At 73.4% G+C, this 24,048-nt stretch carries 16 protein-coding genes; 5 read left to right on the forward strand and 11 right to left on the reverse strand.

Translation table 11 applies throughout. The features are described 5' to 3' along the window. Nucleotides 1-116: 116 nt before the first annotated feature. The 4 genes from IE295_RS10505 to IE295_RS10520 all read right to left on the reverse strand — a co-directional run bounded on the left by IE295_RS10505 (nucleotide 117) and on the right by IE295_RS10520 (nucleotide 7,086). The gene (locus tag IE295_RS10505; protein WP_224323051.1) at nucleotides 117-2,846 is read right to left on the reverse strand and encodes a M4 family metallopeptidase; all 2,730 of its coding nucleotides are present in this window, start codon (nucleotides 2,844-2,846) and stop codon (nucleotides 117-119) included. Between the two features lie 207 nt (nucleotides 2,847-3,053). Next, on the reverse strand, nucleotides 3,054-3,611 hold the full coding sequence (locus IE295_RS10510) for a Uma2 family endonuclease (protein WP_190063285.1): 558 nt from the start codon (nucleotides 3,609-3,611) through the stop codon (nucleotides 3,054-3,056). A 114-nt stretch (nucleotides 3,612-3,725) separates the two neighbouring features. Further along, nucleotides 3,726-6,125: an endopeptidase La gene (lon, locus tag IE295_RS10515; protein ID WP_190063286.1), complete on the reverse strand. Its 2,400-nt coding sequence runs from the start codon at nucleotides 6,123-6,125 to the stop codon at nucleotides 3,726-3,728. Between the two features lie 163 nt (nucleotides 6,126-6,288). Then, entirely contained in the window at nucleotides 6,289-7,086 is a 798-nt protein-coding gene (locus IE295_RS10520) for a rhomboid-like protein (protein WP_190063287.1), read from the reverse strand. Between the two features lie 186 nt (nucleotides 7,087-7,272). On the opposite strand from IE295_RS10520, the gene IE295_RS10525 reads away from it, so the two are divergent. The 4 genes from IE295_RS10525 to IE295_RS10540 all read left to right on the forward strand — a co-directional run bounded on the left by IE295_RS10525 (nucleotide 7,273) and on the right by IE295_RS10540 (nucleotide 13,976). Continuing rightward, nucleotides 7,273-8,019, forward strand: coding sequence for a spermidine synthase family protein (locus tag IE295_RS10525; RefSeq protein WP_190063288.1), 747 nt, complete (start codon nucleotides 7,273-7,275; stop codon nucleotides 8,017-8,019). Nucleotides 8,020-8,108: 89 nt separating this feature from the next. Continuing rightward, nucleotides 8,109-8,846, forward strand: coding sequence for a response regulator transcription factor (locus tag IE295_RS10530; protein WP_086568410.1), 738 nt, complete (start codon nucleotides 8,109-8,111; stop codon nucleotides 8,844-8,846). After that, nucleotides 8,843-9,943 carry a HAMP domain-containing sensor histidine kinase gene (locus tag IE295_RS10535; RefSeq protein ID WP_190063289.1) on the forward strand — a complete coding sequence of 367 codons (1,101 nt, stop codon included), beginning with the start codon at nucleotides 8,843-8,845 and terminating at the stop codon, nucleotides 9,941-9,943. The genes IE295_RS10530 and IE295_RS10535 overlap by 4 nt, the downstream gene beginning before the upstream one ends. Before the next feature lie 241 nt (nucleotides 9,944-10,184). Then, nucleotides 10,185-13,976: a multifunctional oxoglutarate decarboxylase/oxoglutarate dehydrogenase thiamine pyrophosphate-binding subunit/dihydrolipoyllysine-residue succinyltransferase subunit gene (locus IE295_RS10540; protein WP_190063290.1), complete on the forward strand. Its 3,792-nt coding sequence runs from the start codon at nucleotides 10,185-10,187 to the stop codon at nucleotides 13,974-13,976. Between the two features lie 69 nt (nucleotides 13,977-14,045). Here the strand turns inward: IE295_RS10540 and IE295_RS10545 are convergent, their stop codons facing one another. Next, nucleotides 14,046-14,294, reverse strand: a complete 249-nt coding sequence (locus IE295_RS10545) for a DUF6255 family natural product biosynthesis protein (protein WP_190063291.1) — start codon at nucleotides 14,292-14,294, stop codon at nucleotides 14,046-14,048. Next, complete coding sequence (locus tag IE295_RS10550; protein ID WP_190063292.1) at nucleotides 14,291-14,611, reverse strand: hypothetical protein; 321 nt, start codon at nucleotides 14,609-14,611, stop codon at nucleotides 14,291-14,293. The genes IE295_RS10545 and IE295_RS10550 overlap by 4 nt, the downstream gene beginning before the upstream one ends. A 138-nt stretch (nucleotides 14,612-14,749) precedes the next feature. Here IE295_RS10550 and IE295_RS10555 point away from each other — a divergent pair, with 138 nt between their 5' ends. Continuing rightward, nucleotides 14,750-15,049, forward strand: a complete 300-nt coding sequence (locus IE295_RS10555) for a DUF397 domain-containing protein (protein ID WP_190063473.1) — start codon at nucleotides 14,750-14,752, stop codon at nucleotides 15,047-15,049. Here the strand turns inward: IE295_RS10555 and fxsT are convergent. The 5 genes from fxsT to IE295_RS10580 form a co-directional block, all read right to left on the reverse strand. Continuing rightward, entirely contained in the window at nucleotides 15,019-18,009 is a 2,991-nt protein-coding gene (fxsT, locus tag IE295_RS10560; protein ID WP_190063293.1) for an FxSxx-COOH system tetratricopeptide repeat protein, read from the reverse strand. The two genes, IE295_RS10555 and fxsT, sit on opposite strands and share 31 nt — an antisense overlap. A 61-nt stretch (nucleotides 18,010-18,070) precedes the next feature. After that, nucleotides 18,071-19,384 (reverse strand): aKG-HExxH-type peptide beta-hydroxylase, encoded by a 1,314-nt coding sequence (locus tag IE295_RS10565; RefSeq protein ID WP_190063294.1) that lies wholly within the window; start codon nucleotides 19,382-19,384, stop codon nucleotides 18,071-18,073. A 62-nt stretch (nucleotides 19,385-19,446) separates the two neighbouring features. Further along, on the reverse strand, nucleotides 19,447-19,665 hold the full coding sequence (locus IE295_RS10570; protein ID WP_190063295.1) for an FxSxx-COOH-like cyclophane-containing RiPP peptide: 219 nt from the start codon (nucleotides 19,663-19,665) through the stop codon (nucleotides 19,447-19,449). 100 nt (nucleotides 19,666-19,765) lie between these two features. After that, nucleotides 19,766-22,927, reverse strand: coding sequence for a tetratricopeptide repeat protein (locus tag IE295_RS10575; protein WP_190063296.1), 3,162 nt, complete (start codon nucleotides 22,925-22,927; stop codon nucleotides 19,766-19,768). A 6-nt stretch (nucleotides 22,928-22,933) separates the two neighbouring features. Then, nucleotides 22,934-23,938 carry an AAA family ATPase gene (locus IE295_RS10580; protein WP_190063297.1) on the reverse strand — a complete coding sequence of 335 codons (1,005 nt, stop codon included), beginning with the start codon at nucleotides 23,936-23,938 and terminating at the stop codon, nucleotides 22,934-22,936. Between the last annotated feature and the right edge of the window lie 110 nt (nucleotides 23,939-24,048).

Consider the following 24,048-nt stretch of genomic DNA (forward strand, 5'->3'; position numbering starts at 1 on the left):
ACATGCAATCGGTGTGGCGCAAGGAGATCAATGGGGTGTCAGAGCCGAGGGGCAACTTTCGGCCGTGCCCGCGCGGCGGCGTTCCGCCGCGCGGGCACAAACCGTTTCCCCTTACGTCAGCCGCAGTTGCCGGCCGGGCGGGTGCGGGTCACCAGGTCGGTGTAGCCGGTGGTGCCGTCGATCCACACCACCTGCCGGCCGCCGGCGGCCACCGCGCCGCTCTGCTCGCCGCGGTTGCAGGAGACGCGGCCCGAGCGCGTGCCGTCCGCCGAGAACTGCCACAGCTTGGGCAGCGTCTCGTTGCGGTACTGCGTGTCCGGCGTGCGCGAGGTGACCGTCACCGCCTCCTCCGAGACGGTCAGGGTGGAGGCGAAGAGCGCGTCGGCGCCCTGCTCCTTGCTGACGTCCACCGTGCCCGTACCGTCGGTGTTCGCCCGCCTGACCCCCCGCTGGCCCTGGTCGTCGACCTCGTCGACCAGCCAGAAGACGTGCTTGCCGGTGATGCCGGTCTGCCCCACCGCGTGCTTGCCGGGCGCCTGGATCACGGTGGTCTTCCCGGAGGCGATGTCGAGGACCTCGATGGAGTACGTGTAGCCCCTGGTCGGGCGCGCCTGGTACGTGCGCTGGGCGTACGCGATCCTCCCACCGCTGATCGACTGCAGCGAGGTCGCGTCCCGGGTGCTGCGGTGGCCCACCGGCGTCGGCTCCTTGTCACCGGGGCGCAGGTACATCACCTGCAGTCCGACGCTCGCGCGCGGCGACTCCGACCAGACCACGACCTGGCCCTCGACCTTCAGCCCGCGCATGCCCCGCCGGTTGTCCCACAGCTTCTTGACCGGCCCGCCCGCCAGCGGCCGCGACAGCAGCTCCACGTTCGTCGGTCCGTACGCCTCCCACACCACGGTCTTGCCGTCGGTGGCCGGGTTGAGGTGGTAGCGACCGTCGTTGGGGCTGATCAGCTTCTGGGCGCCGCCGCCTGCGATCTTGCCGGCCCACACGGAGTACGCCTCGCTGCCGCTGTCGTTCGACCTGGACGCCACCCACCAGCCGCCGCCGGCCCCGGGCGCCGAGCCGGCCGTGTTGAGCCGGCCCAGCAGCTGGTCGGAGTCCACGCCCATGGCCTTCTCCCAGTTGGGGACGATGCCGTGGGCGTTGAAGGCACGGGTGACGGCGTTGCGGTCCTTGGCCGGGACCTTGAGGGCCTTGGCGGCGGCGATGACCGCGTTGCGGCCCTCGGTGAACCCGTCGAGCGGCGTCATGTACTCGGTGAGCGCCTTGTAGACGATCCTGTCGGCCAGCGACCGGTTGACGTCCTTGCGGATGTCCCACAGCGCGCCCGAGAAGATCGTGGAGTTGAGGTGGACGCCGCCGTTGTCGTTGGCGAAGCTCACGCCGAGGAAGCCCTTGGAGGTCGTCCGGCCGTCGTTGAGGTCACGGATGGCGCATTCGCGCGGGGTCTTGGTGCGGCACAGCCGCTCGCCGAGGAGCCCGGAGTCGGGGCTGTCCATGGGGGTGCCGTACGCGTCCGTCTTGATGGCGTTGCCGAAGTAGTCGGCGATCGCCTCGTTCAGCGCGCCGGACTGGCCCGCGTAGACGAGGTTCGCGGTGTTCTCCACGACCCCGTGCGTCATCTCGTGACCGACCACGTCCAGGCCGGCCGAGAGGGTGCGGTACTCCTTGTCGCCCGAGCCGTAGACCATCTTGGTCCCGTCCCAGAAGGCGTTGACGTACGGCATGCCGAAGTAGGTCACGCCGACCAGGGAGTTGACCGTCATGCCCCGGCCGTCGAGGCTGTCGCGGCCGTGCGCCTGCTTGTAGTAGTCGTACACCTTGCCCGCGGCCCAGTGCGCGTCGACCGCGCCCGCCTCGGTGAACTCCGGCGAGAACTGCGGGCTCTTCGAGGCGAACTCCTTGATGCCCTCGGGCCAGGTGCCGGACGTCTCGCTGACGTCCTTGCCGCGCGCGTCCCAGGTCGAGAGAACGTTTTTGCTGCTGGCCCGCATGCGGGAGTGGTCCCGCATGAGGTAGTCCTTGCTCGCCTCGTCCTGCGCGAGCTGCAGCTCGACCGTGGTGCCGTCGTACGTGACGCCCGAGCCCCTGACCCCCGGCTCGTCGGCGGCGACGCCCTTGGCGCGGAGGGCCGGCGCCGCCCCGCCGCCCGCGGCGGCCGGGGTGCCGAATGTCTTGATGCCGCTGTACTGCAGCACCGGATAGCCGGCCTTGGCGTCGACGTACACCTCGCGCAGCACCGGCTGCCCGCCGGCCCGGTCCTTGCCGCGCACGGTGACGTGATGGGCCAGCACGCCGGCCCCCTTGGGCACGATGACGAGGCCACGCGCGGTGCCGGTCAGCGACGGCGCGCCCTCGTCACCCTCGCCCCCGCCGAAGCCGTCGTCGCGCCCCAGCTGCGCGAGCGTCGCGTCGACCGCCCGCTCGACGGCAATCTCCTCGCTCACCTCGGCCGTGGTGTCCGCCTTCAGAGCGGTGAAGTACTTTCCGGAGGTGCCGGTGACGACGCGCTTGCCGTCCTTCTTCTCCATCCGCACCACGTACTGCCCGCCCAGGACGTCGATGCCCCGGTGCTTCTGCTGCAGCCGCACCGTCTCCGACGCCCCGGCCGTCACCGTCTGCACGGGCTTGAGGTCCCGCCCCGGATCGGCGATGCGGTACCGGCTCTGCTTGTCGGCCAGGTGGCCACGGGCCGCGTCGGCCGCACTGCCGCCGGCCTTCACCCCCTCCCGGATGCCGTCCACCAGCGACGGCGTGGCCGTGCCCGTCCCCGGGATCACCTCGGCGGGATCGGCCGCCGGCGACGCCGCGAGCGCCTGCCCGGGCAGACCGGTCACGACAAGGGCGGCAGCGCCGATCAGCGCTGCCGCCCCTGCCTGTCTTCTCGAACGTGCCCTGTTTCCGCGCAAGTTGCCCCCTCCGTACGAACCGGCCGACGCCGGAACGAACCATGACAGGGGAACATGCAACCGGTGCGGCGGGGGCGGTTCAATGGGCGAGAGGGAACTGCAAGGGCGGCTTCCGGCCGGGGTGGTCGCCGGAGCTCAGTCCCGGGGGAATTCGTCCGTGGTGATCGTCAGGCCGACGACTGTGTTGGTGAGGTCGATCGGGTCGCCGAAGTCGAGGGTGCGACGGTATCGGTACTCGCCGTTCTTCGGCAGGGTGTGCAGGTGGCACAGAGCGGTGTACGGGTCCGCGATCAGGTACACGGGGATGCCGCCGGCGGCGTACGCGTCCTTCTTCTTGCCGTAGTCGTTGTCGGCGGTCCCCCGTGAGATCACCTCGAGGACGAACTCGACGTCCTGGTAGCGCCAGTTCCCCTGCGCGTCGGGCTCGGCGTCGGCCGTCAGCTTGTACAGGTCGGGGGAGAAGGCGTTGGCGAAACCCGGGAGGTCGAGGCGGACGTCGTGCGAAATCCTGGTGCTGCGCCCGAACCGTTCCCTCAACTGCTCGAGCACGTTCGCGATGATGTCCCAGTGCTCGTCCCGCTGCCGCACCATGTGGATGGCGCCGTCGACGATCTCGGATTTATAGCCCTCAGGTGTGATCCTGCAGAGAAGCTCGAACATCTCGTCCACGTCCAGGTAGCCGTCATCGGCCATCGCGCACCCCTCCCCGCCCCTCAACGATGCGCACAACGGTCGGGGCACGCCTGTGGCCCGGCTCCCGCCCAAGGGACACCGGGCCACAGGCGCGAACCCCCGGCCGTCAGGCCGTCACGCCGCCACCGCGACCTCCGCCGTCGCCGCCGTCAGCGCCAGCTCGAGGACCTGCCGTACGTCCGAGACCGGGTGCACCTCAAGCTTCTCCAGCACCTCCGACGGGACGTCGTCCAGGTCGGGCTCGTTGCGCTTGGGGATGATCACGGTGGTGATGCCCGCCTGGTGGGCGGCCAGCAGCTTCTGCTTGACGCCGCCGATGGGCAGGACGCGGCCGGTCAGGGAGACCTCGCCCGTCATCGCCACGTCCGGGCGGACCTGGCGGCCGGAGAGCAGTGAGGCCAGGGCGGTCGTCATGGTGATGCCCGCGCTCGGGCCGTCCTTGGGCACCGCGCCCGCCGGTACGTGCAGGTGGACGCCGCGCTCCTTGAAGTCGCCGACCGGCAGCTCCAGCTCGGCGCCGTGGGAGCGGAGGAAGGAGAGGGCGATCTGCGCCGACTCCTTCATCACGTCGCCCAGCTGGCCGGTCAGGGTCAGGCCCGCCCCGCCGGTCTCCGGGTCGGCCAGCGAGGCCTCGACGAAGAGGACGTCGCCGCCCGCGCCCGTCACCGCCAGGCCCGTGGCCACGCCGGGCACGGACGTGCGGCGCTCGGCCGGGTCCTGGGCGGACTCCGGGGTGTGGTGCGGCCGCCCGATCAGCGGGCGCAGTTGTTCCGCGCCGATGGTGAAGGGCAGCTCCTGCTCGCCCAGCTCGTGCTTCGCCGCGACCTTGCGCAGCAGCCGGGCCACCGCGCGCTCCAGGTTCCGTACGCCGGCCTCGCGGGTGTACTCGCCGGCGAGCTTGCGCAGGGCCTCGTCCTCCAGGACGACCTCGCCCGGTTCCATGCCGGCCCGCTCCAGCTGTCGCGGCAGCAGGTGGTCGCGGGCGATGACGACCTTCTCGTCCTCGGTGTAGCCGTCGAGGCGGACCAGTTCCATGCGGTCGAGGAGCGCCTCGGGGATGGCCTCGAGGACGTTGGCGGTGGCGAGGAAGACCACGTCGGACAGGTCGAGCTCGACCTCCAGGTAGTGGTCCCGGAAGGTGTGGTTCTGGGCCGGGTCGAGGACCTCGAGCAGGGCGGCGGCCGGGTCGCCCCGGAAGTCGGAGCCGACCTTGTCGATCTCGTCGAGCAGGACGACCGGGTTCATCGAGCCCGCCTCCTTGACCGCCCGGACGATGCGGCCGGGCAGCGCGCCGACGTACGTACGCCGGTGGCCGCGGATCTCCGCCTCGTCGCGGACGCCGCCGAGCGCGACGCGGACGAACTTCCGGCCCATGGCGTGGGCGACGCTCTCGCCCAGCGAGGTCTTGCCGACGCCGGGCGGGCCGACGAGCGCGAGCACCGCGCCCCCGCGCCGCCCGCCGACCACGCCCAGCCCCCGGTCGGCGCGCCGCTTGCGCACCGCCAGGTATTCGGTGATCCGTTCCTTGACGTCCTCCAGGCCCGCGTGCTCACGGTCGAGCACGGCCTTGGCGCCGGTGATGTCGTAGGCGTCCTCGGTGCGCTCGTTCCACGGCATCTCCAGGACCGTGTCGAGCCAGGTGCGGATCCAGCCGCTCTCGGGGCTCTGGTCGGAGGCGCGCTCGAGCTTGCCGACCTCCTTCAGCGCCGCCTCGCGGACGTTTTCGGGCAGGTCGGCGGCCTCGACGCGGGCGCGGTAGTCCTCGGACTCGTTCTCCGGGTCGCCGTTGAGGTCGGCGAGCTCCTTGCGGACGGCCTCCAGCTGGCGGCGCAGGAGGAACTCGCGCTGCTGCTTGTCGACGCCTTCCTGTACGTCCTTGGCGATGGACTCGGCGACGTCCTGCTCGGCGAGGTGGTCGCCGAGCCACTTCACGGCGAGCCGGAGCCGGGCCACCGGGTCGGTGGTCTCCAGCAGCTCGACGCGCTGGGCGACGGTGAGGAAGGGGGAGTAGCCGGAGTTGTCGGCGAGCTGGCCGACGTCGTCGATCTGCTGAACGCGGTCCACGACCTGCCAGGCGCCGCGCTTGCGCAGCCAGCTGGTGGCGAGGGCCTTGTACTCCTTCATCAGCTCGGTGACCGCGCCGGGGAGGGGGTCCGGGGTGATCTCCTCCATCGCGGTGCCCTCGACCCACAGCGCGGCGCCCGGGCCGGTGGTGCCGGCGCCGATCCGGACGCGGCGGACGCCGCGGATCAGGGCGCCGGGGTCGCCGTCGGACAGGCGCCCCACCTGCTCGACGCTGCCGAGCGTGCCGACGCCGGCGTACGTGCCGTCGACGCGCGGCACAAGAAGGACCTGGGGCTTGTTGCCCGAGGTGGCGGCCGCCGCCTGGGCCGCCTCGACGGACGCCCGGGCCTCGGGGTCCGAGAGGTCCAGCGGGACGACCATCCCGGGCAGCACCACCTCGTCGTCGAGCGGCAGCACGGGCAGGGTGAGCGGTGTGGACGTCGAAGCCATGATCTCCCCTTCGGCAGGCAAGTTGAGCTATGTCGACTCAATGTCTGCGGCGCTGCGCTTGTTCCCGGGTCTTTGTTCGCTGTGAGCGATCAACGGAGATCGGCGGAGAGCGCGGAAGGACGAGGGCGCCGGAGGACGACACCGAAGGACGAGGAGGAGAGATTCAGCCGCGCCGCAGCGCGTCCTCGCGCTCCGGCTCCGCCGCGCGCTGCCGCGGCACCGGCACCGTCACCGGCAGCGACCGGCCCGGCACCGCATCGGTGGGACGGTCCCCGCCCACGAGCGCACCGCGCGAGCGGGCCTCGTCGCGGATCAGCGCGTGGCAGGCGATCCCCGTCAGCAGCGCGATGGGGTGGCCCCAGCTGGCGAGCGGGTCGGCGAGCTCGATCAGGTCCTGGGCGCACATCGCCCCGGCCACGCCCAGCAGCGTCCACTTCCAGCGGCCCGGCAGCAGGCCCGCGAGGGCTCCGACGCACGACATCAGCCCGAAGCTGATGCCGTAGTCGAGGCGGTGCAGCGAGGCCTCGGGCAGCCGGCCGGCCGCGACCGCGCCCGCCACGGGGAGCTCGGTGGCCAGCGTGGCCAGTACATGGCCGACGAGGAAGACCCCGGCCGTACGGGCGGTGCCGACGCGGCGCTCGAGCGCCGTCGCGACGAGGGCGAAGGCGGGTCCGTACGCGGACCGGACGCCGCCGGCCACCCACAGGGCGCTGGCCAGGAGGACGACCAGCGGCTGATCGGCCAGGTGCGCGGCGTCCGTGCTGGAGTCGCGCAGCAGCTGATTGACGGTGGCCTCGTCGCCGACGTCGGAGTAGACGGCGGTGGCCAGCAGGATCAGGCCATAGAAGAAGGTGAACGGCGTGCCCGTGGGCGTGGGCAACAGGCGGCCGAGGCGTCCCAGCGCGCGGCGGCGGCGCGAGGGCGCCGCGCCGGAGTTCGCGCCGGCGTCAACCGCAGTCACTCGGTTCAGGCCCCTTTCCGCGCACCGCTCCGGGCCGCGGGAAAAATCGTCCGCCCGCCCTCACAAGAACATTAAGGTGCACAGGCGTCCGCCGAATCAACTCCGGCCGTGACTCCGGTCACCCTTGTCAACCTCTTGACGCGCGGTTGCGTCGGCGGAGCCCGTCGACCCCCAGGAGGCACGCGAATGACCGTCCCGGATCCCCGGCAGTTCGCCGACGAGACGCCCGTCACGATCGAGCGGCGCGAGGGCCCCCACGGCGAGGTCGTGCTGCGGCGCAGAGGGCCGCACTACGAGATCATCGCCAACGGCTGCTTCCTGATGGACACCGCCGACGGCCGCTCCGAGCGCCTCCTGGTCGACGCGGCCCTCGCCGCGCTGCCCGCCGGCCGGCCGTCCCCGTCCGTGCTGATCGGCGGCCTCGGCGTCGGCTTCTCCCTGGCCAGGGCGGCCGCCGAGCCGCGCTGGGGGCGGATCACGGTCGTCGAACGCGAGGCGGCGGTCATCGACTGGCACCGCTCCGGCCCGCTGGCCGCCGTCTCCGGCGAGGCGCTGGCCGACCCGCGCACCCGGATCGTCCACGACGACCTCCTCGCCCACCTGCGCGGCGCCGACGGTGCTGATCCCGCCGACGGCGCCGACGGCACCGATCGCGCCGCGGAAGCCCGCTACGACGCCCTCTGCCTCGACATCGACAACGGCCCCGACTGGACCGTCACCGAGGACAACGGCAGCCTCTACTCACCCGCCGGACTCGCCGCCTGCCGGGCCCGCCTGACCCCCGGCGGCGTGCTCGCCGTATGGTCCGCACAACCCTCCCCGGCATTCGAACAAGCCCTCCGGAATGCCGGATTCGCCGGGGTAATTACTAGAGAGATCGCCGTTGCCCGAGGCGTCCCCGACGTGGTCCACCTCGGCATCGGCGCCGCGTAGCCGAGCTGCGCCGGGTGCCCGTAACCTGCCTTCCACAACTGCAGGACTGCCAGCGAAAACGCTACGGGAAGACGCTAGGGGCGGGGCGCATGGAGCAGACACACATCGGCCCGAGCGGCGCCGCAGCCTCTGCCGGGGCACAGCGCCGGGTACTGATCGTCGAGGACGACAGGACGATCACCGACGCCATCGCGGCCCGGCTGCGGGCCGAGGGATTTCAAGTACGTACGGCGGGCGACGGGCCCGCGGCGGTGGACACCGCCGAGGCGTGGCAGCCGGACCTGCTGGTCCTGGACGTCATGCTGCCGGGCTTCGACGGGCTGGAGGTGTGCCGCAGAGTGCAGGCCCAGCGGCCCGTGCCCGTCCTCATGCTCACCGCGCGCGACGACGAGACCGACATGCTCGTCGGCCTCGGCGTGGGCGCCGACGACTACATGACCAAGCCGTTCTCGATGCGCGAGCTGGCGGCCAGAGTGCACGTGCTGCTGCGCCGCGTGGAGCGCGCGACGCTGGCCGCGCACACGCCGCGCAGCGGCATCCTGCGGCTGGGCGAGCTGGAGATCGACCACGCCCAGCGCAGGGTGCGGGTGCGCGGCGCGGACGTCCATCTGACGCCGACCGAGTTCGACCTGCTGGTGTGCCTGGCCAACACGCCTCGCGCGGTGCTCTCCCGCGAGCAGCTGCTGGCGGAGGTGTGGGACTGGGCCGACGCCTCCGGCACCCGGACGGTGGACAGCCACATCAAGGCGCTGCGCCGGAAGATCGGGGCGGAGCGGATCCGTACGGTCCACGGGGTGGGCTACGCGCTGGAGACCCCGGCCGCATGACGCGCGTGGGCGGGCCGGCGGCGAGGGCGTGGAGCCGGGTCTGGGAGGCGCTGCGCCCCCTGGACCCGTACCGGTCGGTGAAGGCGGCGCTGGGCGCGCTGGTCATCGGCTCGGTGGTGATCACGACGTTCCTGGTGTTCGTCGCGATCCACTCGAAGACCGAGCTCCGCGTGATCACCATCTTCTCGATCATCGCCTCGCTGCTGATCACCCAGTTCGTGGCGCACGGCCTGACCGCGCCGCTGGACGAGATGACCGAGGTCACCCGGGCCATGGCGCAGGGCGACTACACCCGCCGGGCGGGCGTGGGCCGGCGGGACGAGTTCGGGGACCTGGCCGCCGCCTTCAACCGCATGGCGGCCGACCTGGAGGCGGTGGACACCCACCGCAAGGAGCTGGTCGCCAACGTCTCGCACGAGCTGCGCACGCCCATCGCGGGCCTGCGGGCCGTCCTGGAGAACGTGGTGGACGGCGTCTCGGCCGCCGACCCCGAGACGATGCGCACGGCGCTGAAGCAGACCGAGCGGCTGGGCCGGCTGGTGGAACAGCTGCTGGACCTGTCCCGGCTGGACAACGGCGTGGTGCCGCTGCGCGCCCGGCGCTTCGAGGTGTGGCCGTACCTGGCGGGGGTGCTGAAGGAGGCCAGCATGGCCTGCGGCAGCGGCTCCTCGCCCCGCGCCCGCAAGGACGTGCACCTGCACCTGGACGTCTCGCCGCCGGAGCTGACGGCGCACGCCGACGCCGAACGGCTGCACCAGGTGGTGGCCAATCTGGTGGACAACGCCGTCAAGCACAGTCCCCCGCACGGCCGCGTCACCGTGCGCGCCCGGCGCGGGGAGGGCGCGGAGTCGCTGGCCCTGGAGGTGCTGGACGAGGGCCCCGGGATCCCCGAGTCCGAGCGGCACCGGGTCTTCGAGCGCTTCAACCGGGGCTCCTCCGCCACGCAGGGGCCGGGCGTCGACGGCGGTACGGGCCTGGGCCTGGCGATCGCGCGCTGGGCCGTCGATCTGCACGGCGGGCACATAGGAGTGGCCGAGTCACCGCGCGGCTGCCGCATCAGGGTCACTCTTCCGGGCGGACCTCGGGAACAGTCTTGACGTAGGGTCGGTGGTGGGAGCACACGTCCGCACCGGGCGTGGGGCAGGCTCCGGCGAACCCAGGAAGCCCCGGGACGAGCGGAACCACCGGGTTTTCCCGCCATGTCATGCCCTGAAACCCGGGTCCGAGTGTGACTTAGGCGACGACTGGCCCGGGTGGCCTGCATCTAAGGTCCCGACAGGCGTAGCCTTTATTCCCGCTGTCCACCACCTTAGGAAGCGGAAGAGGGCGGTTGCCGCCGTGTCGCCACAGTCCCCCAACACCTCGAGCGTCTCGACCGACCAAACGGGGCAGGCCAAGAGTCCTGCCGACGTGTTCGGTCCCAATGAGTGGCTCGTCGACGAGATCTACCAGCAGTACCTCCAGGACCCGAACTCGGTCGACCGAGCCTGGTGGGACTTCTTCGCCGACTACAAGCCGGGCCAGGCGGCGGCTGCGCCGCCGACCGAGGCCGGGGCCCCGCTGACGCCGGCCGCGGCCGCGCCGGCGCAGACCCCTGCCGCCCCGGCCCAGCCGGCCCCCGCTGCCCAGGCCCCCTCGGCCCCGGCCGCTGTGGCCCCGGCCGCTCCGGCCCCGGCCGCCGCGCCCGCGAAGCCCGCCCCCGTGGCGAAGCCCGCTGCCGCCAAGCCGGCCGCCGCCGCGAAGCCGGCCGCCGAGCCGGGTGCCGGCCCGGAGTTCGTCACCCTGCGCGGTCCGTCCGCCGCGGTCGCCAAGAACATGAACCTCTCCCTGGAGCTGCCGACGGCCACGTCCGTCCGCGCGGTCCCGGTGAAGCTGCTGTTCGACAACCGCATCGTCATCAACAACCACCTGCAGCGCGCCCGCGGTGGCAAGGTCTCCTTCACGCACCTCATCGGCTTCGCCATGGTGCAGGCGCTGAAGCTGATGCCGTCGATGAACTACTCCTTCACGGAGAAGGACGGCAAGCCCACCCTCGTCAAGCCCGAGCACGTCAACCTCGGTCTGGCGATCGACCTGGTCAAGCCCAACGGCGACCGCCAGCTCGTGGTCGCGGCCATCAAGAAGGCCGAGACGCTCAACTTCTTCGAGTTCTGGCAGGCGTACGAGGACATCGTCCGCCGCGCCCGGGTCGGCAAGCTGACGATGGACGACTTCTCCGGAGTCACCGCGTCGCTGACCAACCCCGGCGGCATCGGCACCGTGCACTCCGTGCCGCGCCTGATGCCCGGCCAGGGCCTGATCATCGGCGTGGGCGCCATGGACTACCCGGCCGAGTTCCAGGGCACCTCGCAGGACGCCCTGAACAAGCTGGGCATCTCCAAGGTCATGACCCTGACCTCGACGTACGACCACCGCGTGATCCAGGGCGCCGCCTCCGGCGAGTTCCTGCGGGTCATGAACCAGCTGCTGCTGGGCGAGAACGGCTTCTACGACGAGATCTTCGAGGCGCTGCGCATCCCCTACGAGCCGGTCCGCTGGCTCAAGGACATCGACGCCTCGCACGACGACGACGTCACCAAGGCCGCCCGCGTCTTCGAGCTGATCCACTCCTACCGGGTCCGCGGCCACGTCATGGCCGACACCGACCCGCTGGAGTACAAGCAGCGCAAGCACCCCGACCTCGACATCACCGAGCACGGCCTCACCCTGTGGGACCTCGAGCGCGAGTTCGCGGTCGGCGGCTTCGCCGGCAAGTCGATGATGAAGCTGCGCGACATCCTGGGCGTGCTGCGCGACTCGTACTGCCGCACCACCGGCATCGAGTTCATGCACATCCAGGACCCCAAGCAGCGCAAGTGGATCCAGGACCGCGTCGAGCGCCCGCACTCCAAGCCGGAGCGCGAGGAGCAGCTGCGCATCCTGCGCCGCCTGAACGCCGCCGAGGCGTTCGAGACGTTCCTGCAGACGAAGTACGTCGGCCAGAAGCGCTTCTCGCTGGAGGGCGGCGAGTCCGTCATCCCGCTGCTGGACGCCGTGCTGGACGCGGCCGCCGAGGCCCGCCTGGACGAGGCCGTCATCGGCATGGCCCACCGCGGCCGCCTCAACGTCCTCGCCAACATCGTCGGCAAGTCCTACGCGCAGATCTTCCGCGAGTTCGAGGGCAACCTCGACCCGAAGTCGATGCACGGCTCCGGCGACGTGAAGTACCACCTGGGTGCCGAGGGCGTCTTCACCGGCCTGGACGGCGAGCAGATCAACGTCTCGCTGGCCGCCAACCCCTCCCACCTGGAGACGGTCGACCCGGTCGTCGAGGGCATCGCCCGCGCCAAGCAGGACATCATCGGCAAGGCCGGCACGGACTTCACCGTCCTGCCGATCCAGCTGCACGGCGACGCGGCCTTCGCGGGCCAGGGCGTCGTGGCCGAGACCCTGAACATGTCGCAGCTGCGCGGCTACCGCACCGGCGGCACCGTGCACATCGTCATCAACAACCAGGTCGGCTTCACCGCGCCGCCGGAGTCCTCGCGCTCGTCGATGTACTGCACCGACGTCGCCCGGATGATCGAGGCGCCGATCTTCCACGTGAACGGTGACGACCCGGAGGCCGTGGTCCGCGTCGCGCGGCTGGCCTTCGAGTTCCGCCAGGCGTTCAACAAGGACGTCGTCATCGACCTGATCTGCTACCGCCGCCGCGGCCACAACGAGTCCGACAACCCGGGCTTCACCCAGCCGCTGATGTACGACCTGATCGACAAGAAGCGCTCGGTGCGCAAGCTGTACACCGAGTCCCTCATCGGTCGCGGCGACATCACCCTCGAAGAGGCCGAGCAGGCGCTGCAGGACTACCAGGGCCAGCTCGAGAAGGTCTTCATCGAGGTCCGCGAGGCCGACACGGCCCCGGCCGAGGCCCCGGCCCCGGCCCCGCTGGACGGCTTCCCGGTCGCGGTGGACACCGCGGTCTCCCAGGAGGTCGTCAAGCGGATCGCCGAGTCCCAGGTCACCCTGCCGGAGGGCGTCACCGTCCACCCGCGTCTGCTGCCGCAGCTGCAGCGCCGCGCCTCCAGCATCGAGGACGGCACGATCGACTGGGGCACGGGCGAGACCCTCGCCTTCGGCTCGCTGCTGATGGAGGGCACCCCGGTCCGGCTCGCCGGCCAGGACTCCCGCCGCGGCACCTTCGGCCAGCGCCACGCGGTGCTCGTCGACCGCGAGACCGGCGAGGACTTCACCCCGCTGCTCTACCTCTCCGAGGACCAGGCCCGCTTCAACGTCTACGACTCGCTGCTCAGCGAGTACGCGGCGATGGGCTTCGAGTACGGCTACTCGCTCGCCCGCCCCGAGGCGCTGGTGATGTGGGAGGCCCAGTTCGGTGACTTCGTCAACGGCGCCCAGAGCATCGTCGACGAGTTCATCTCCTCCTCCGAGCAGAAGTGGGGCCAGACCTCCGGCGTCACCCTGCTGCTGCCGCACGGCTACGAGGGCCAGGGCCCGGACCACTCCTCGGCCCGCGTCGAGCGCTTCCTCCAGCTGTGCGCGCAGAACAACATGACGGTCGCCATGCCGACGCTGCCGTCGAACTACTTCCACCTGCTGCGCTGGCAGGTCCACAACCCGCACCACAAGCCGCTCATCGTCTTCACCCCGAAGTCGATGCTGCGTCTGAAGGCCGCGGCGTCGAAGGTGGAGGAGTTCACCACCGGCGGCTTCCGCCCGGTGATCGGCGACGACACGGTCAAGGCGGAGGACGTCCGCAAGGTCGTGTTCTGCGCCGGCAAGGTCTACTACGACCTGGAGGCCGAGCGGCAGAAGCGCGGCATCACGGACACCGCGATCATCCGCCTCGAGCGCCTCTACCCGCTGCCGGGTGCAGAGCTCCAGGCCGAGATCGCCAAGTTCCCCAACGCCGAGAAGTACATCTGGGCGCAGGAGGAGCCGGCGAACCAGGGTGCGTGGCCGTTCATCGCGCTCAACCTGATCGACCACCTGGACCTGGCGGTCGGCGCCGACGTCCCGGCCCGCGAGCGACTGCGCCGGATCTCCCGTCCGCACTCCTCCTCCCCGGCCGTCGGCTCCGCCAAGCGCCACCAGGCGGAGCAGCAGGCCCTGGTCGCCGAGGTCTTCGACGCCTGACCTGATGTGACCCGGTAGCACGACACCACTGGGCCCCCACCGCGCGAGCGGCGGGGGCCCGGTGGCGTTTCAGGCGACGGCGCCCCGGCGCCAGGGGCGGTAAGCCGTCCGCGAGATGAGCCGGGCGGCGTCACGGTCGGCCCTGGCACGGTCCCTGGGTGAGGGGACCGTGCGCTCCGGCAGCCCCGGGGGCCTCAGGGCCCCGTAGCCGGTGAAGCGGCGGGTGCCGCAGTCGTCGCAGCGCTGCTCACCCTCGGCGGTGACGACCCAGCCCCTACGGTGCGCGCAGTGGTTCACCAGGCGCCCGACGGCCCTCACCGGCGAGCCTCCGCCGCCGAGTGCTCCACGATCCAGCGCGTACGCGCGGCGGCGGTGGCCCGAGGACGCTCGCCGGGACCCGCCTTCTGCCGGGCCGCCTCGAGCTCCACGCACTCGGCGCACCCACTGAGATAGGGCCGCAGCCCGGCCGCCTCCCGCTCCTCACGAGTCGCCAGCCGCAGCGCGGACGCGGGCACCTCCCACTGCAGGCCACCGCCCGGCGTCCGGACCTGCACCATGGTGTCGGTGCGCCCGATGGCCTGGGCGATTCTGTCCTCGCGGGTGTCCATCACGTAGGCACCGTTCCGGTACGTCACGTCACTACGCCTTTCACTGGTTCCTCACCACCTCCCCTGCATGACTGTCCGTGCCGGGGTCCTTACAGCGTGACGGCGCCGGTCTATCTGAGCCTGCTGTGGGAGCTGGCCAAGGCAAGTGATGGAGGACAGCTCGAAATGCGGCCCCCGCGAGCAGACCTGAGCAGCGTTCGATGGCGCAAGTCGTCCTACAGCAATTCCGACGGGGGCGACTGCGTCGAGGTCGCCGAGTGGCGAAAGTCTTCCTACAGCAACCCCGACGGCGGCAACTGCCTGGAGGTCGCCGACAACATACCCACCGCCGTCCCGGTCCGTGACAGCAAGAACCCGGACGGCCCCGCGCTCGTCTTCGGGGCCGCCGCGTGGGCCGCCTTCGTGTCCGGCCTCAAGGGAACGACCGCGCAGGCTCACCCCATATACGGCTCGAAGTCCCAGTAAGGCCGCATCCGCTGGCGTGCTGCCAGCGTGTGGGGGTGTTGGGCGCCCAGGGTGCGGGTGAGGCGTTGGAGGGCGCCCTCTTCGACCTTGCCGGCTTCTTCGTGTTCGCGGAGGCCGCGTAGGTCCATGGCGAGGGCGACCTCGCAGGAGAGGGTGAAGGGGTGGTCCTCGCCCAGGGCGTGGCGGGCGCGGCGGAGGGTGTCGCGGCTGAGGTCCTGGGCGCTGTCGAGGCGGCCGGTGAAGTTGCGGCCGGCGGCGGCGTTGAGGGCGCAGCCGAGGACCCAGGGGTGGTCGGGGCCGAGGGTGGCGGTGAGGCCGGCGAGGGCGGCCTCGAACATGGTGAGGGCCTCGGCGCGTTCGCCGGCGGCCTGCAGGACGAGGCCGGTGTTGGAGAGCATGCCGGTGCTGATGGGGTGGGCGGGGCCGAGGAGTTCGCGGAGGCCGTTCTCGCCCTCGGCGATGAGGGCGCGGGCCTGGCCTAGGTCGCCGTGTTCGCGGGCGTAGTTGCCGTAGTCGACGACGAGGCAGATGGTGGCGTAGTGGCGGCGGCCGTGGACCTGTTCGGTCTGTTCGAGGAGGCTGGCCATGACGCCGCCGACGTCCTGCAGGGCGCCGGCGCGGCGCTCGCACAGGACGAGGTTGTGCCGGGCGCGCAGGGTCTGGGGGTGCTGGGGGCCGAGGACCTGGACGTGGAGGCGCATGCCCAGCTCCTGGCGGGCCAGGGCGTCGCGGTAGCGGCCCATCAGGCGCAGGTCGCGGGCGCAGGCGATGCCCGAGACCAGGGTGGTGGCGTGGCGGGCGCGCAGCAGGGACTCGCGTTTGCGCAGGGTCTCCAGGTCGACCTCGTAGGCCTCGGCGTAGCGGCCCAGCAGGCGCAGGCCGGCGCCGAGGTTGTGCTGGGCTAGGAGGGTCAGGTAGTCGTCGGGGCCGAGGAGTTCGAGGGCGGTCTCCAGGACCTCGCGCTGGGCCTGGAGGGCCTCGGAGAACTGGCCGAGGTAGCGCTGGTCGGCCGCCAGGCAGCTGGTGGCGGTCATCAGGTGGGTGGGGTCGGTGGCGGGGGCGGCGCGCAGCCGGTCCAGGAGCTCGCGGTCGAGTTCGTAGGCGGCGCGGAAGCCTCCGTAGGCGCGCAGGATGTTGCCCTGCTGGGTGGTGAGCTCGACCATGCGCGGGTGCTCCGGGGGGAAGAGCTCCGACCAGTGCTCGCGCACCTGGTCGGCCAGCTCGACGCCGGTGCGGAACTCGCCGCTGCGGAAGCAGTAGCGCAGCAGGTTGAGGATGGTCTCCTGGACGCGGTCGTCGCGGCTGCCGAGCGCGCCCGAGGGCTCCAGGTGCGGCAGCAGCTCGGCGTAGCGGGGCCACAGGCGGGAGTCCTGGGGGTTGCCGGGGTCGGCGGCGACGAGCATGCGGCGGACGACCTCGCGGTGCCGCTTGCGGTCCTCGGGTGAGGTGAGGCGGCCGACGATGTCGTGGACGATCCGGTGCATGTGCACGGACTCCTGCTCGGGGCCCGGCTCCTCGCCCGCGAGGGCGCTGCGGGTGTCGCGGGTGAAGACCGAGTAGTTGACCAGGGTGTCCAGGGCCCGGGTCCAGCCGGCCAGGTCGGTGGCGAGCCAGCCGAGGCCCTCCGGCAGGTCGGCGGCCGCGAGGTGGCGGACCAGGCCGATGGGGATGCGGCCGGGGGCGAAGGAGGTGCACAGGGAGAGCAGCTCCACGGCGTGGGGCTGGGACTCGCGGAGCCGGTTGATCAGTATCGACCAGGAGGTGAGGGAGGAGCGGGGGACGCCGTCGAAGCCGCCCTGGTCGGCGAGTTCGGACAGCTCGCCGTCGCGCACCATGCGGAGGTAGTCGGCGACGTCCATGTCCGACTCGCCCAGCCAGGCGGCGGCCTGGACGAGGGCGAGGGGGATGTCGCCGAGCTCGGCGGCGACCTCGTCGGCCTGGTCGGCGGTGATGCGGGGCGCGCGGCGCATCAGGTAGCCGGTGCTCTCGTGGCGGTCGAAGCCGGGCACCTCCACCAGGGTGGTGCGGTTGTCGTTCCAGCTGCGGTTGCGGGAGGTGATCAGGACGTGGCCGGGGCCCTCGGGCAGCAGGTCGTCGGCGCCGTCGATGTCGTCCCAGCCGTCGAAGACGATCAGCCAGCGGCCGTAGGGGTCGCCGCGGCGCAGTGCCTCCCCCACGGCCCGGATGCGCTCGCCGGGTTCGGAGCCGCTGGCCAGGCCCAGCTCGGGGGCCAGCTCGCCGAGGCGTTCGCGCAGGGTGCCGCGGGTGTCGGAGTTGACCCACCAGACGACGTCGTAGTCGGAGCTGAAGCGGTGGGCGTACTCGGCGGCCATCTGGGTCTTGCCGATGCCGGACATGCCCAGGAGCGTGACGACGGCGGTGCCCTGTTCGGCGTCCATCAGGTGCTGCTGGAGGCTGTTGAGGAGGTCGTCGCGGCCGGTGAAGCGGACGTTGCGGCGGGGGACTTCGCCCCAGACGGCCGGGGGGTCGTTGGGGAAGCGGGAGCCGGGCGCGGCGGGCAGGGCGCGGCGGCCGGAGGCCGGCGGCAGGCCGAGGCGGCTGAGCAGGCGGCGCTCGGCCTCCGCCGCGCCCACGCTCCACAGGTCCACGGGCTCCAGGACGGCGGTGGCGGGCAGCAGCGTGCGGTTGGTGAGGTTGACGGCGGCGAAGCGGTGGGCGTTGGCGGCGACGATGCCGCGCAGGGCCTCGCTCCACTCGCCCTCGCGGCGCGGCCCGAGCTGGAAGAACCAGTCGCTGAGGACGAGCAGTATCCGCCCGGAGGCCAGCAGCAGGTCGCCGAGGGCGCTCTCCAGGGGGACCTCCCGCCTGGGGTCCCAGCGCTGCAGGGTGACCCGGTGGCCGTGGCTCTCCAGCCGGTGGCCGATCCAGGTGGCCCAGGGCCGGTGGTACCCGGCGAAGACGACGACGAAATGCTCGCTGCCCTGCCCTTGCGTGGCCATCCGCACGTCTCCCTCTGTTCCTTCGCCCTGCGTCGGCCGAGGGGCCGGCACGGACACGAGATTACCGTACGTCACCAGACGGTGACGCGCTGCCCATCGCCGCGGACGGATCGCGGAACCGCTCCAGGTCCGCGAGGTGCCGCTCCATGCCTTCGGTGAACTCCCGGCCTGCAGACGTCAGTTCACCCGATTCAAGCAGGATGGGCAGGGCCTGCGCGACCTGCCGGAGGTAGGAATCGCGGCGCGCCCGGGCCTCGCGCCGGACGGCTTGTGTGCTGGTGCGACCGCCGGCCGCGCGGGCCCAGAAGTCGGCCAGGGCCAGGTGCGCGTACGTGCCCTGCAGCACCCCGGCGAAGGGCCGGGGGTCGGCGCGCCAGGCCACGCGGTGCACGGCGTGCGGCCCGGCCCGGTGCAGCGGTACGAGGTCGTGGAGCACCGAGAGCTTGCCGTGCTGCGTCTCGTGGACGAGGACCTCGGCCAGGTCCTCGGCGGTGTCCGGGGCGGAGGTGAGGACGGCGCCGGGTGCCACCCGGTAGGTGGCGCTCACGCGGGTGACGGCGCGTCCGTACGGGCCGGAGCGGGCGAGCGGCACCAGGCAGCGCAGCAGCGCCGTCACCTCCGCGGCGCGGGCCCCGTCGGTGGCGCGCAGCAGGTCCAGCGCCGCCCGCCAGTGCCGGGTCCAGGGCTCGCGGCCGGTCTCGGAGCGGGGGGCGGCGGGCAGGGCGGCGCGGCTGACGCCCTCGGGCGGGGCACGGTAGGGGTCGAGGTCGTCGACGAGGGCGTCGCTGCCGGGCAGGGTGCTCAGTCCGCGCCAGCCGGGGCCGAGGCCGCCGACGCGGCCGGGGACGCGCAGCAGCACGGGCCCGGCGCGGCGGCCGGCGGCGGTCAGGCGGGCGGTGCGGCCGTGGGCGGTCAGCCGGACGGCGTCGGTGCCGGTCTCGGCGAGGCCGGCGCCGGGGAGGACGAGGACGCCGCCGGGGGTGGGCGTCTCGAGGGTGAAGGAGCCGCCCGCGCGCAGGGCGGCGGCCGCGACGACGGCGCCGAAGTGGCCGAGGCCGGCCGCCAGGGCGTCGCCGTCGGGGGACGTCAGGGTGCGGGCCAGCCAGTGGCCGACGGAGGGGTAGTCCAGGGTGTCGCGCACCGAGCGCCGGTCGCGGGCCTCGGTGCGCTCGAGTAACCGCCAGTGCTCCTCGAAGCGTTCGCGGACGGGGCCGGGCACGGCGCCGGGGCGCCGTTCCAGCCGGGTCAGCAGGGACTTCAGGAGCACCAGCCGCAGGCTGTGCGCGCCGTCGCGCAGGGCGGCGTGGTCGCCGGGGGCGGACCGGGTCCGGGCCAGGCGGGCCAGGGCCCCGGGGGGCAGGCGTTCGACGGTCATGCGGGCCACCTCATTCCGCCGCCCCGGCGCTTGTTGTCCGGAACCGGCATGTCGCGGCGGGGTCAGCGCGCGGCGCCCGTCGCGCCCGCCTCGCTGCCGCCGGAGTACCAGGTCTCGGCCAGCTCCGCCGGGCGGGAGAGCGCGCGCTCCACGGCGGCCGCGAGAGCGCGGTCCCCCGCCTCGCGCAAGGCCCGCAGGCCGAGACCGGTGAGGTCGGGCAGCGGCGGCACCCGCGGGACGTCGTCCCGCGCGACCGTAGCGGCGTTCTCGTGCTCAGGCACCTTCTTCTCCTCCCTGCCGCCCTCCGCCGGGAGCGGCCCCCGCGGCTGCACGGTTCTTCCCAGGGCCCATGGCGCAGAAACACGCCCGGACCACCTCCGGTCATCCGTCGCTGAGGCGTGCCACGCTCTCCCGGGTCGCCCGGACCTCGTCCCAGGGCACCTCGGCCAGCCGGCCGGTGAGGTGCTGCCATTCGCGCCGCGCCTCGCGGTAGGCGTCCAGCGCCGCCCGCGGCATGCCCATGCGCTCGAGGGCCAGGCCGCGGCGGTGCAGGGCGCGCGCGGCGGTCACCGAGCCCGGCTCGCCGTCGGCGGTCAGCCGCCGGGCCTCCTTGGCGGCGGTGTCGAAGGCGGCGGCCGCGTCGTCCACGGGCAGGCCGGCGGAGTGGTGGCTCAGCGTCAGCCGGGCGGTGCCCAGCGCCAGCCAGGCCTCGGCGCGGGTGTGGCCGTCGGGGGCCTGGCGGGCCGCCTGTTCCAGCAGGTGGCAGCTCTCGTAGAGGTCGGGCAGGAAGCCCTGCCGGCCGAAGCGCAGCACCAGGGCGCGGCCCAGCATCAGCTGGGTCCGCGCGCGCAGGGGCGAGCGGCCGGGGCTGACCGCGAAGGCCTCGCGCAGCACCGCCTCGGCCCGGCCGACGACCTCCACGGGGCCGTCCTCGCCGGCCGCCTCGGCCCGGTCCAGCAGCGACGCGCCCCACTCGGCGAGCAGGTCGCAGCGCCGGGTGCTGTGCCGGCCGGTGAGGGCGACGGCGGCGGCGTAGGCGTCGTCGGCCTCGGGCCAGGACCGGGCGTCCGCGTGGGCGCGGGCCTGTTCGGTGCGGCAGCTCAGCCGCTGGAGGTCGTCGACGGCGCGTGCGGCGGCGCGTTCGAGGACGGCGAGCGTGCCGGCGGCGGGCGCGCCGGACAGCCGCAGGGCCCGGGCGAGGTCCAGCAGGGCGGCGCAGCGCCGGATGTCCGGGGCGTCGGCGGCCTCGAGCAGGGCGTGGCCCTCGCGGAGTTCGGCGGCCGCCTCGGCGGCGCGCCCGGCCGTGTCGTGAGCGGACGGGTCGTGGCCGGACGGGTCGTGTACGGACGTGTCGTGTACGGACAGGCCGCGGCCGGTCGGCTCGTGGCCGGCCCGGGCGAGGTCCAGCAGCACCCGCCCCAGGCGCAGGTGGCGTTCGGGTGTGCCGCCGGGCAGGGCGCGCAGGGTCCGTTCGGCGGCGAGCAGCCGCTCGCGGTCGCCGTCGGCCAGCCAGGCGGTGTGCTGGGTGGCGGCGAGCTCCAGGGCGGCCTCGGTGTGCCGCTCGCTCGCCGGGTCGGTGTGGTCGTGGGCCTCGGTGAGCAGGGCGACGGCCTCCGTCAGCATCGTGTGCCGCTGGGTGGGGTCATGGCGTACGGACTCGGTGCCGGCCAGGGCGCGCAGGACCCGGCCGAGGACGAGCCGGGCCCGTATCCCCTCGGCGGAACCCGGGCCTTCGGCGGGAGGGGCCGTCGCGGCGGGTGCGGCGCGTTCGCGGGCCTCGTGGAGCAGGGTGGGGTCGGCCTGGACGTCCCACAGGCGCAGCAGGCGTTCCGCCTCGGCCACGGGCCCGCTGCCCACGGCGGACGGCTGGTACCAGCGCACCACGCGGGCGGGGACCTCGGCGAAGAGCTCCGGCTCGGCCGGGGCGTCCGGGCGCGGGGGGCCGGCGAGGTGGGCGTCGTCGTGGAGGGGGCGGCCGGAGAGCTGGGCGGCGGCGAGGGCGGAGAAGTTGCGGGCGCCCTTGCCGAAGTGGCGCTCGACGTAGTCGGAGCAGTGCTTGAGGACGAGGGCGGCGGCGCTGCGGTCGAGGGACTGCAGCAGCATCTCCCGCACCCCGTCGGCGAATTCGTAGCGGTGCCCGGCGCCGGGGTCCGGGCCGGGGCCGGGCAGCCGCCACAGCAGCCCGCTGAGCAGCACCTCGGCCAGCTCCATGGGTCCGGTGTCGGGCAGCATCGCGCGCTGGACGACCTGCATGACCGGCAGCGTCAGCGGCACGGCCGCCAGGTGCACGGCCAGGCGCAGGGCGCCCGGGGAGGCGCCGGCGCGGAAGGCGCGCAGCAGTTCGCCGGCGTCGTGCGCCGCGCGCTCGCCGGGTCCGGGCACCGGCACCTCGCGGGGCGGGTGGTCCGGCAGCAGCCAGGCGGCGGCGCCGCGCACGGCCGGCCGGCCGGGGCCGGACAGCAGCCGGGCCCAGGTGCCCAGCGCGTCGCGGGTGGGCGGCAGGACGGGTACGGGCAGCGCGGCGGCGGGGGGCGGCGGGCCGTAGCCGTCGGGCTCGAAGTGCGGCCTGCCGCCCGTGGCGGGGTCGCGGGTGAGCGTTCCGGGCTCGGCGGGCAGGGCGGTGCGCGGCCACAGGCGGGGCGGCAGGGGCTGGACGACGGCCAGCGGGGCGGTGCGGGCCCAGTCGTGCAGCAGGCGCTGGGCGCGGCCCTCCTGCCACAGCCGGCCCACGCAGTCGCTGACGACCAGGGTGAGGCTGCGTCCGGTGGGGTCGCGGAACTGCTGGGCGGCGCGCGGGTGGGGGCGGCCGGCGGCGCCGGGCTGGGCGGTGGTGCCGATCAGGGGGTCGCCGTCGGCCCCCCGGTGCAGATAGCGCACCTGGACGTCCCGGAAGACCCCGAGCTGGGCGCAGGTCTGGCGCAGTTCCTCCAGCATGCGTTCCCAGACGGCCATCGAGGCGGAGGCGTCCATGAGCAGCTGCATGGTGGCCGCCCGCCGCTCCCCCGGGCGGTAGACGGGCTCCAGTACGCCGGAGGAGGCGCCGGCCTCGGCGGTGGCGTCCTCGTCGAGCGGGCCGCGGGGGCGGGCGCCGGGGACGCGGTAGCCGCGCAGGGGCCGCAGGGCGCGCTGGAGGCCGAGCAGGCCGGGCAGGGACGCGGCCATCGGTATGCGGATCGGGAAGGTCTCGCCCCGGCCCTCGGCGGGGTCCGTCTCCGGGCCGCCGTGGGCGTAGAGGGACACCGGACCGGACCGCTCCGCGCGGCCGGGGCCCGTGTGGTCCGCCCGTCCGCCGGGCCCGGTCCGGCCGGGCCCGTGCCGGGCGTCCGGCGGGGCGGTGCGGCCCTCCCCGGCGGGGCGGGCGGCCGAGGCGGGTGCCTCACCCGCCGGGCGCTCCCCGTCCGCCGCCGGCCCGGGCCGGGTGTCCGGGGTGACCCACTGGGCCAGCCACACGGCGTCCGCGAGCTCCCGCGCGGTGAGGTCCCAGTGCGCGGACCGCAGCCGGGCGACCAACTGCCCCAGCCGATGGTCGGGGGGCGCCGTCATCTCTCATCACCTCGGACGGTCCAGTGGCTGCATGAGCATGTTCGCGAGCCGCTCGCGCGTGACGCGTTCGGTGCGGGGCGCGTGCTGGGTGAGGAAGAGGGCGTTGAGCAGCTGGTCGGCGGCGATCACCTCGCCGGGCTCCCGTTCGAGGAAGCGCTGGATGAGGGCGTCGCCCTCGGCCACCGCGTCGTCGCCCAGGTGGGCCCTGATCATGGCCGTGACCTGATCCTCGCGCGGTGGCTCGAGGTCGAGCTGGATGCAGCGGCGCAGCAGCGCGGCGGGGAAGTCGCGCTCGCCGTTGGAGGTGAGGACGATCAGCGGGAACGTGGTGCAGCGCACCCGGCCGCCGTGGATGACGGCCCGCTCGCTGTCGTCGGTGAGGACCTCGACCTCGGGTTCGCGGTCGGCGATCCGCTCCAGCTCCGGAAGGCGGAACTCCCCTTCCTCCAGGGCGTTGAGGAGGTCGTTGGGCAGGTCGAGGTCGCCCTTGTCCAGCTCGTCGATCAGCAGCACCCTCGGCCGCGACACGGGCAGCAGGGCCGTGCCGAGCGGGCCGAGCCGGACGTACGAGCCGATGGAGCGCCGTCCGTCGCCGTCGCCGCCCGCGCGCTCGAGCTGGACGTCCTGCAGGCGGGCTATGGCGTCGTAGTGGTAGAGGCCGTCGCGCAGGGTGCTGCGGCTGACGATGGGCCAGCGCAGCACGCGCCCCAGGCGCAATTCGTGGGCGACGGCGTGGGCCAGAGTGGACTTACCCGTTCCGGGGGTGCCCGTCACCAGGAGCGGACGGCGCAGGTAGAGCGCGGCGTTGACGGCCTCCACCTCTTCGGGGCGCGGGTGGTGGTTCTCCACCAGGCGGCGCAGCACGCCGAGCCGGCGGGCGGCGCTGGGGTCGCTGCCGGCGCCGGTGTCGGGCCCGGCGGAGGCGAAGTCGCGCCAGGGCGGGGGCGGCGGCAGCCGCCGGATCTCGTCGTGCGGCAGGCCGGCTCCCCGATAGATGCGCCAATCGTTCACACTGGGCTCCTCGTAGCTGGTGATGACCTTGAGGCCTGCCGTGCCCGGGGCCCCGCGTCCCTGCCGCGACCCGCTGCCGTCCCCCGCTCGACGGTACCGTCAGGACACTG

The sequence above is a fragment of the Streptomyces griseocarneus genome, from assembly GCF_014655595.1.
GTDB lineage: Bacteria > Actinomycetota > Actinomycetes > Streptomycetales > Streptomycetaceae > Streptomyces > Streptomyces griseocarneus.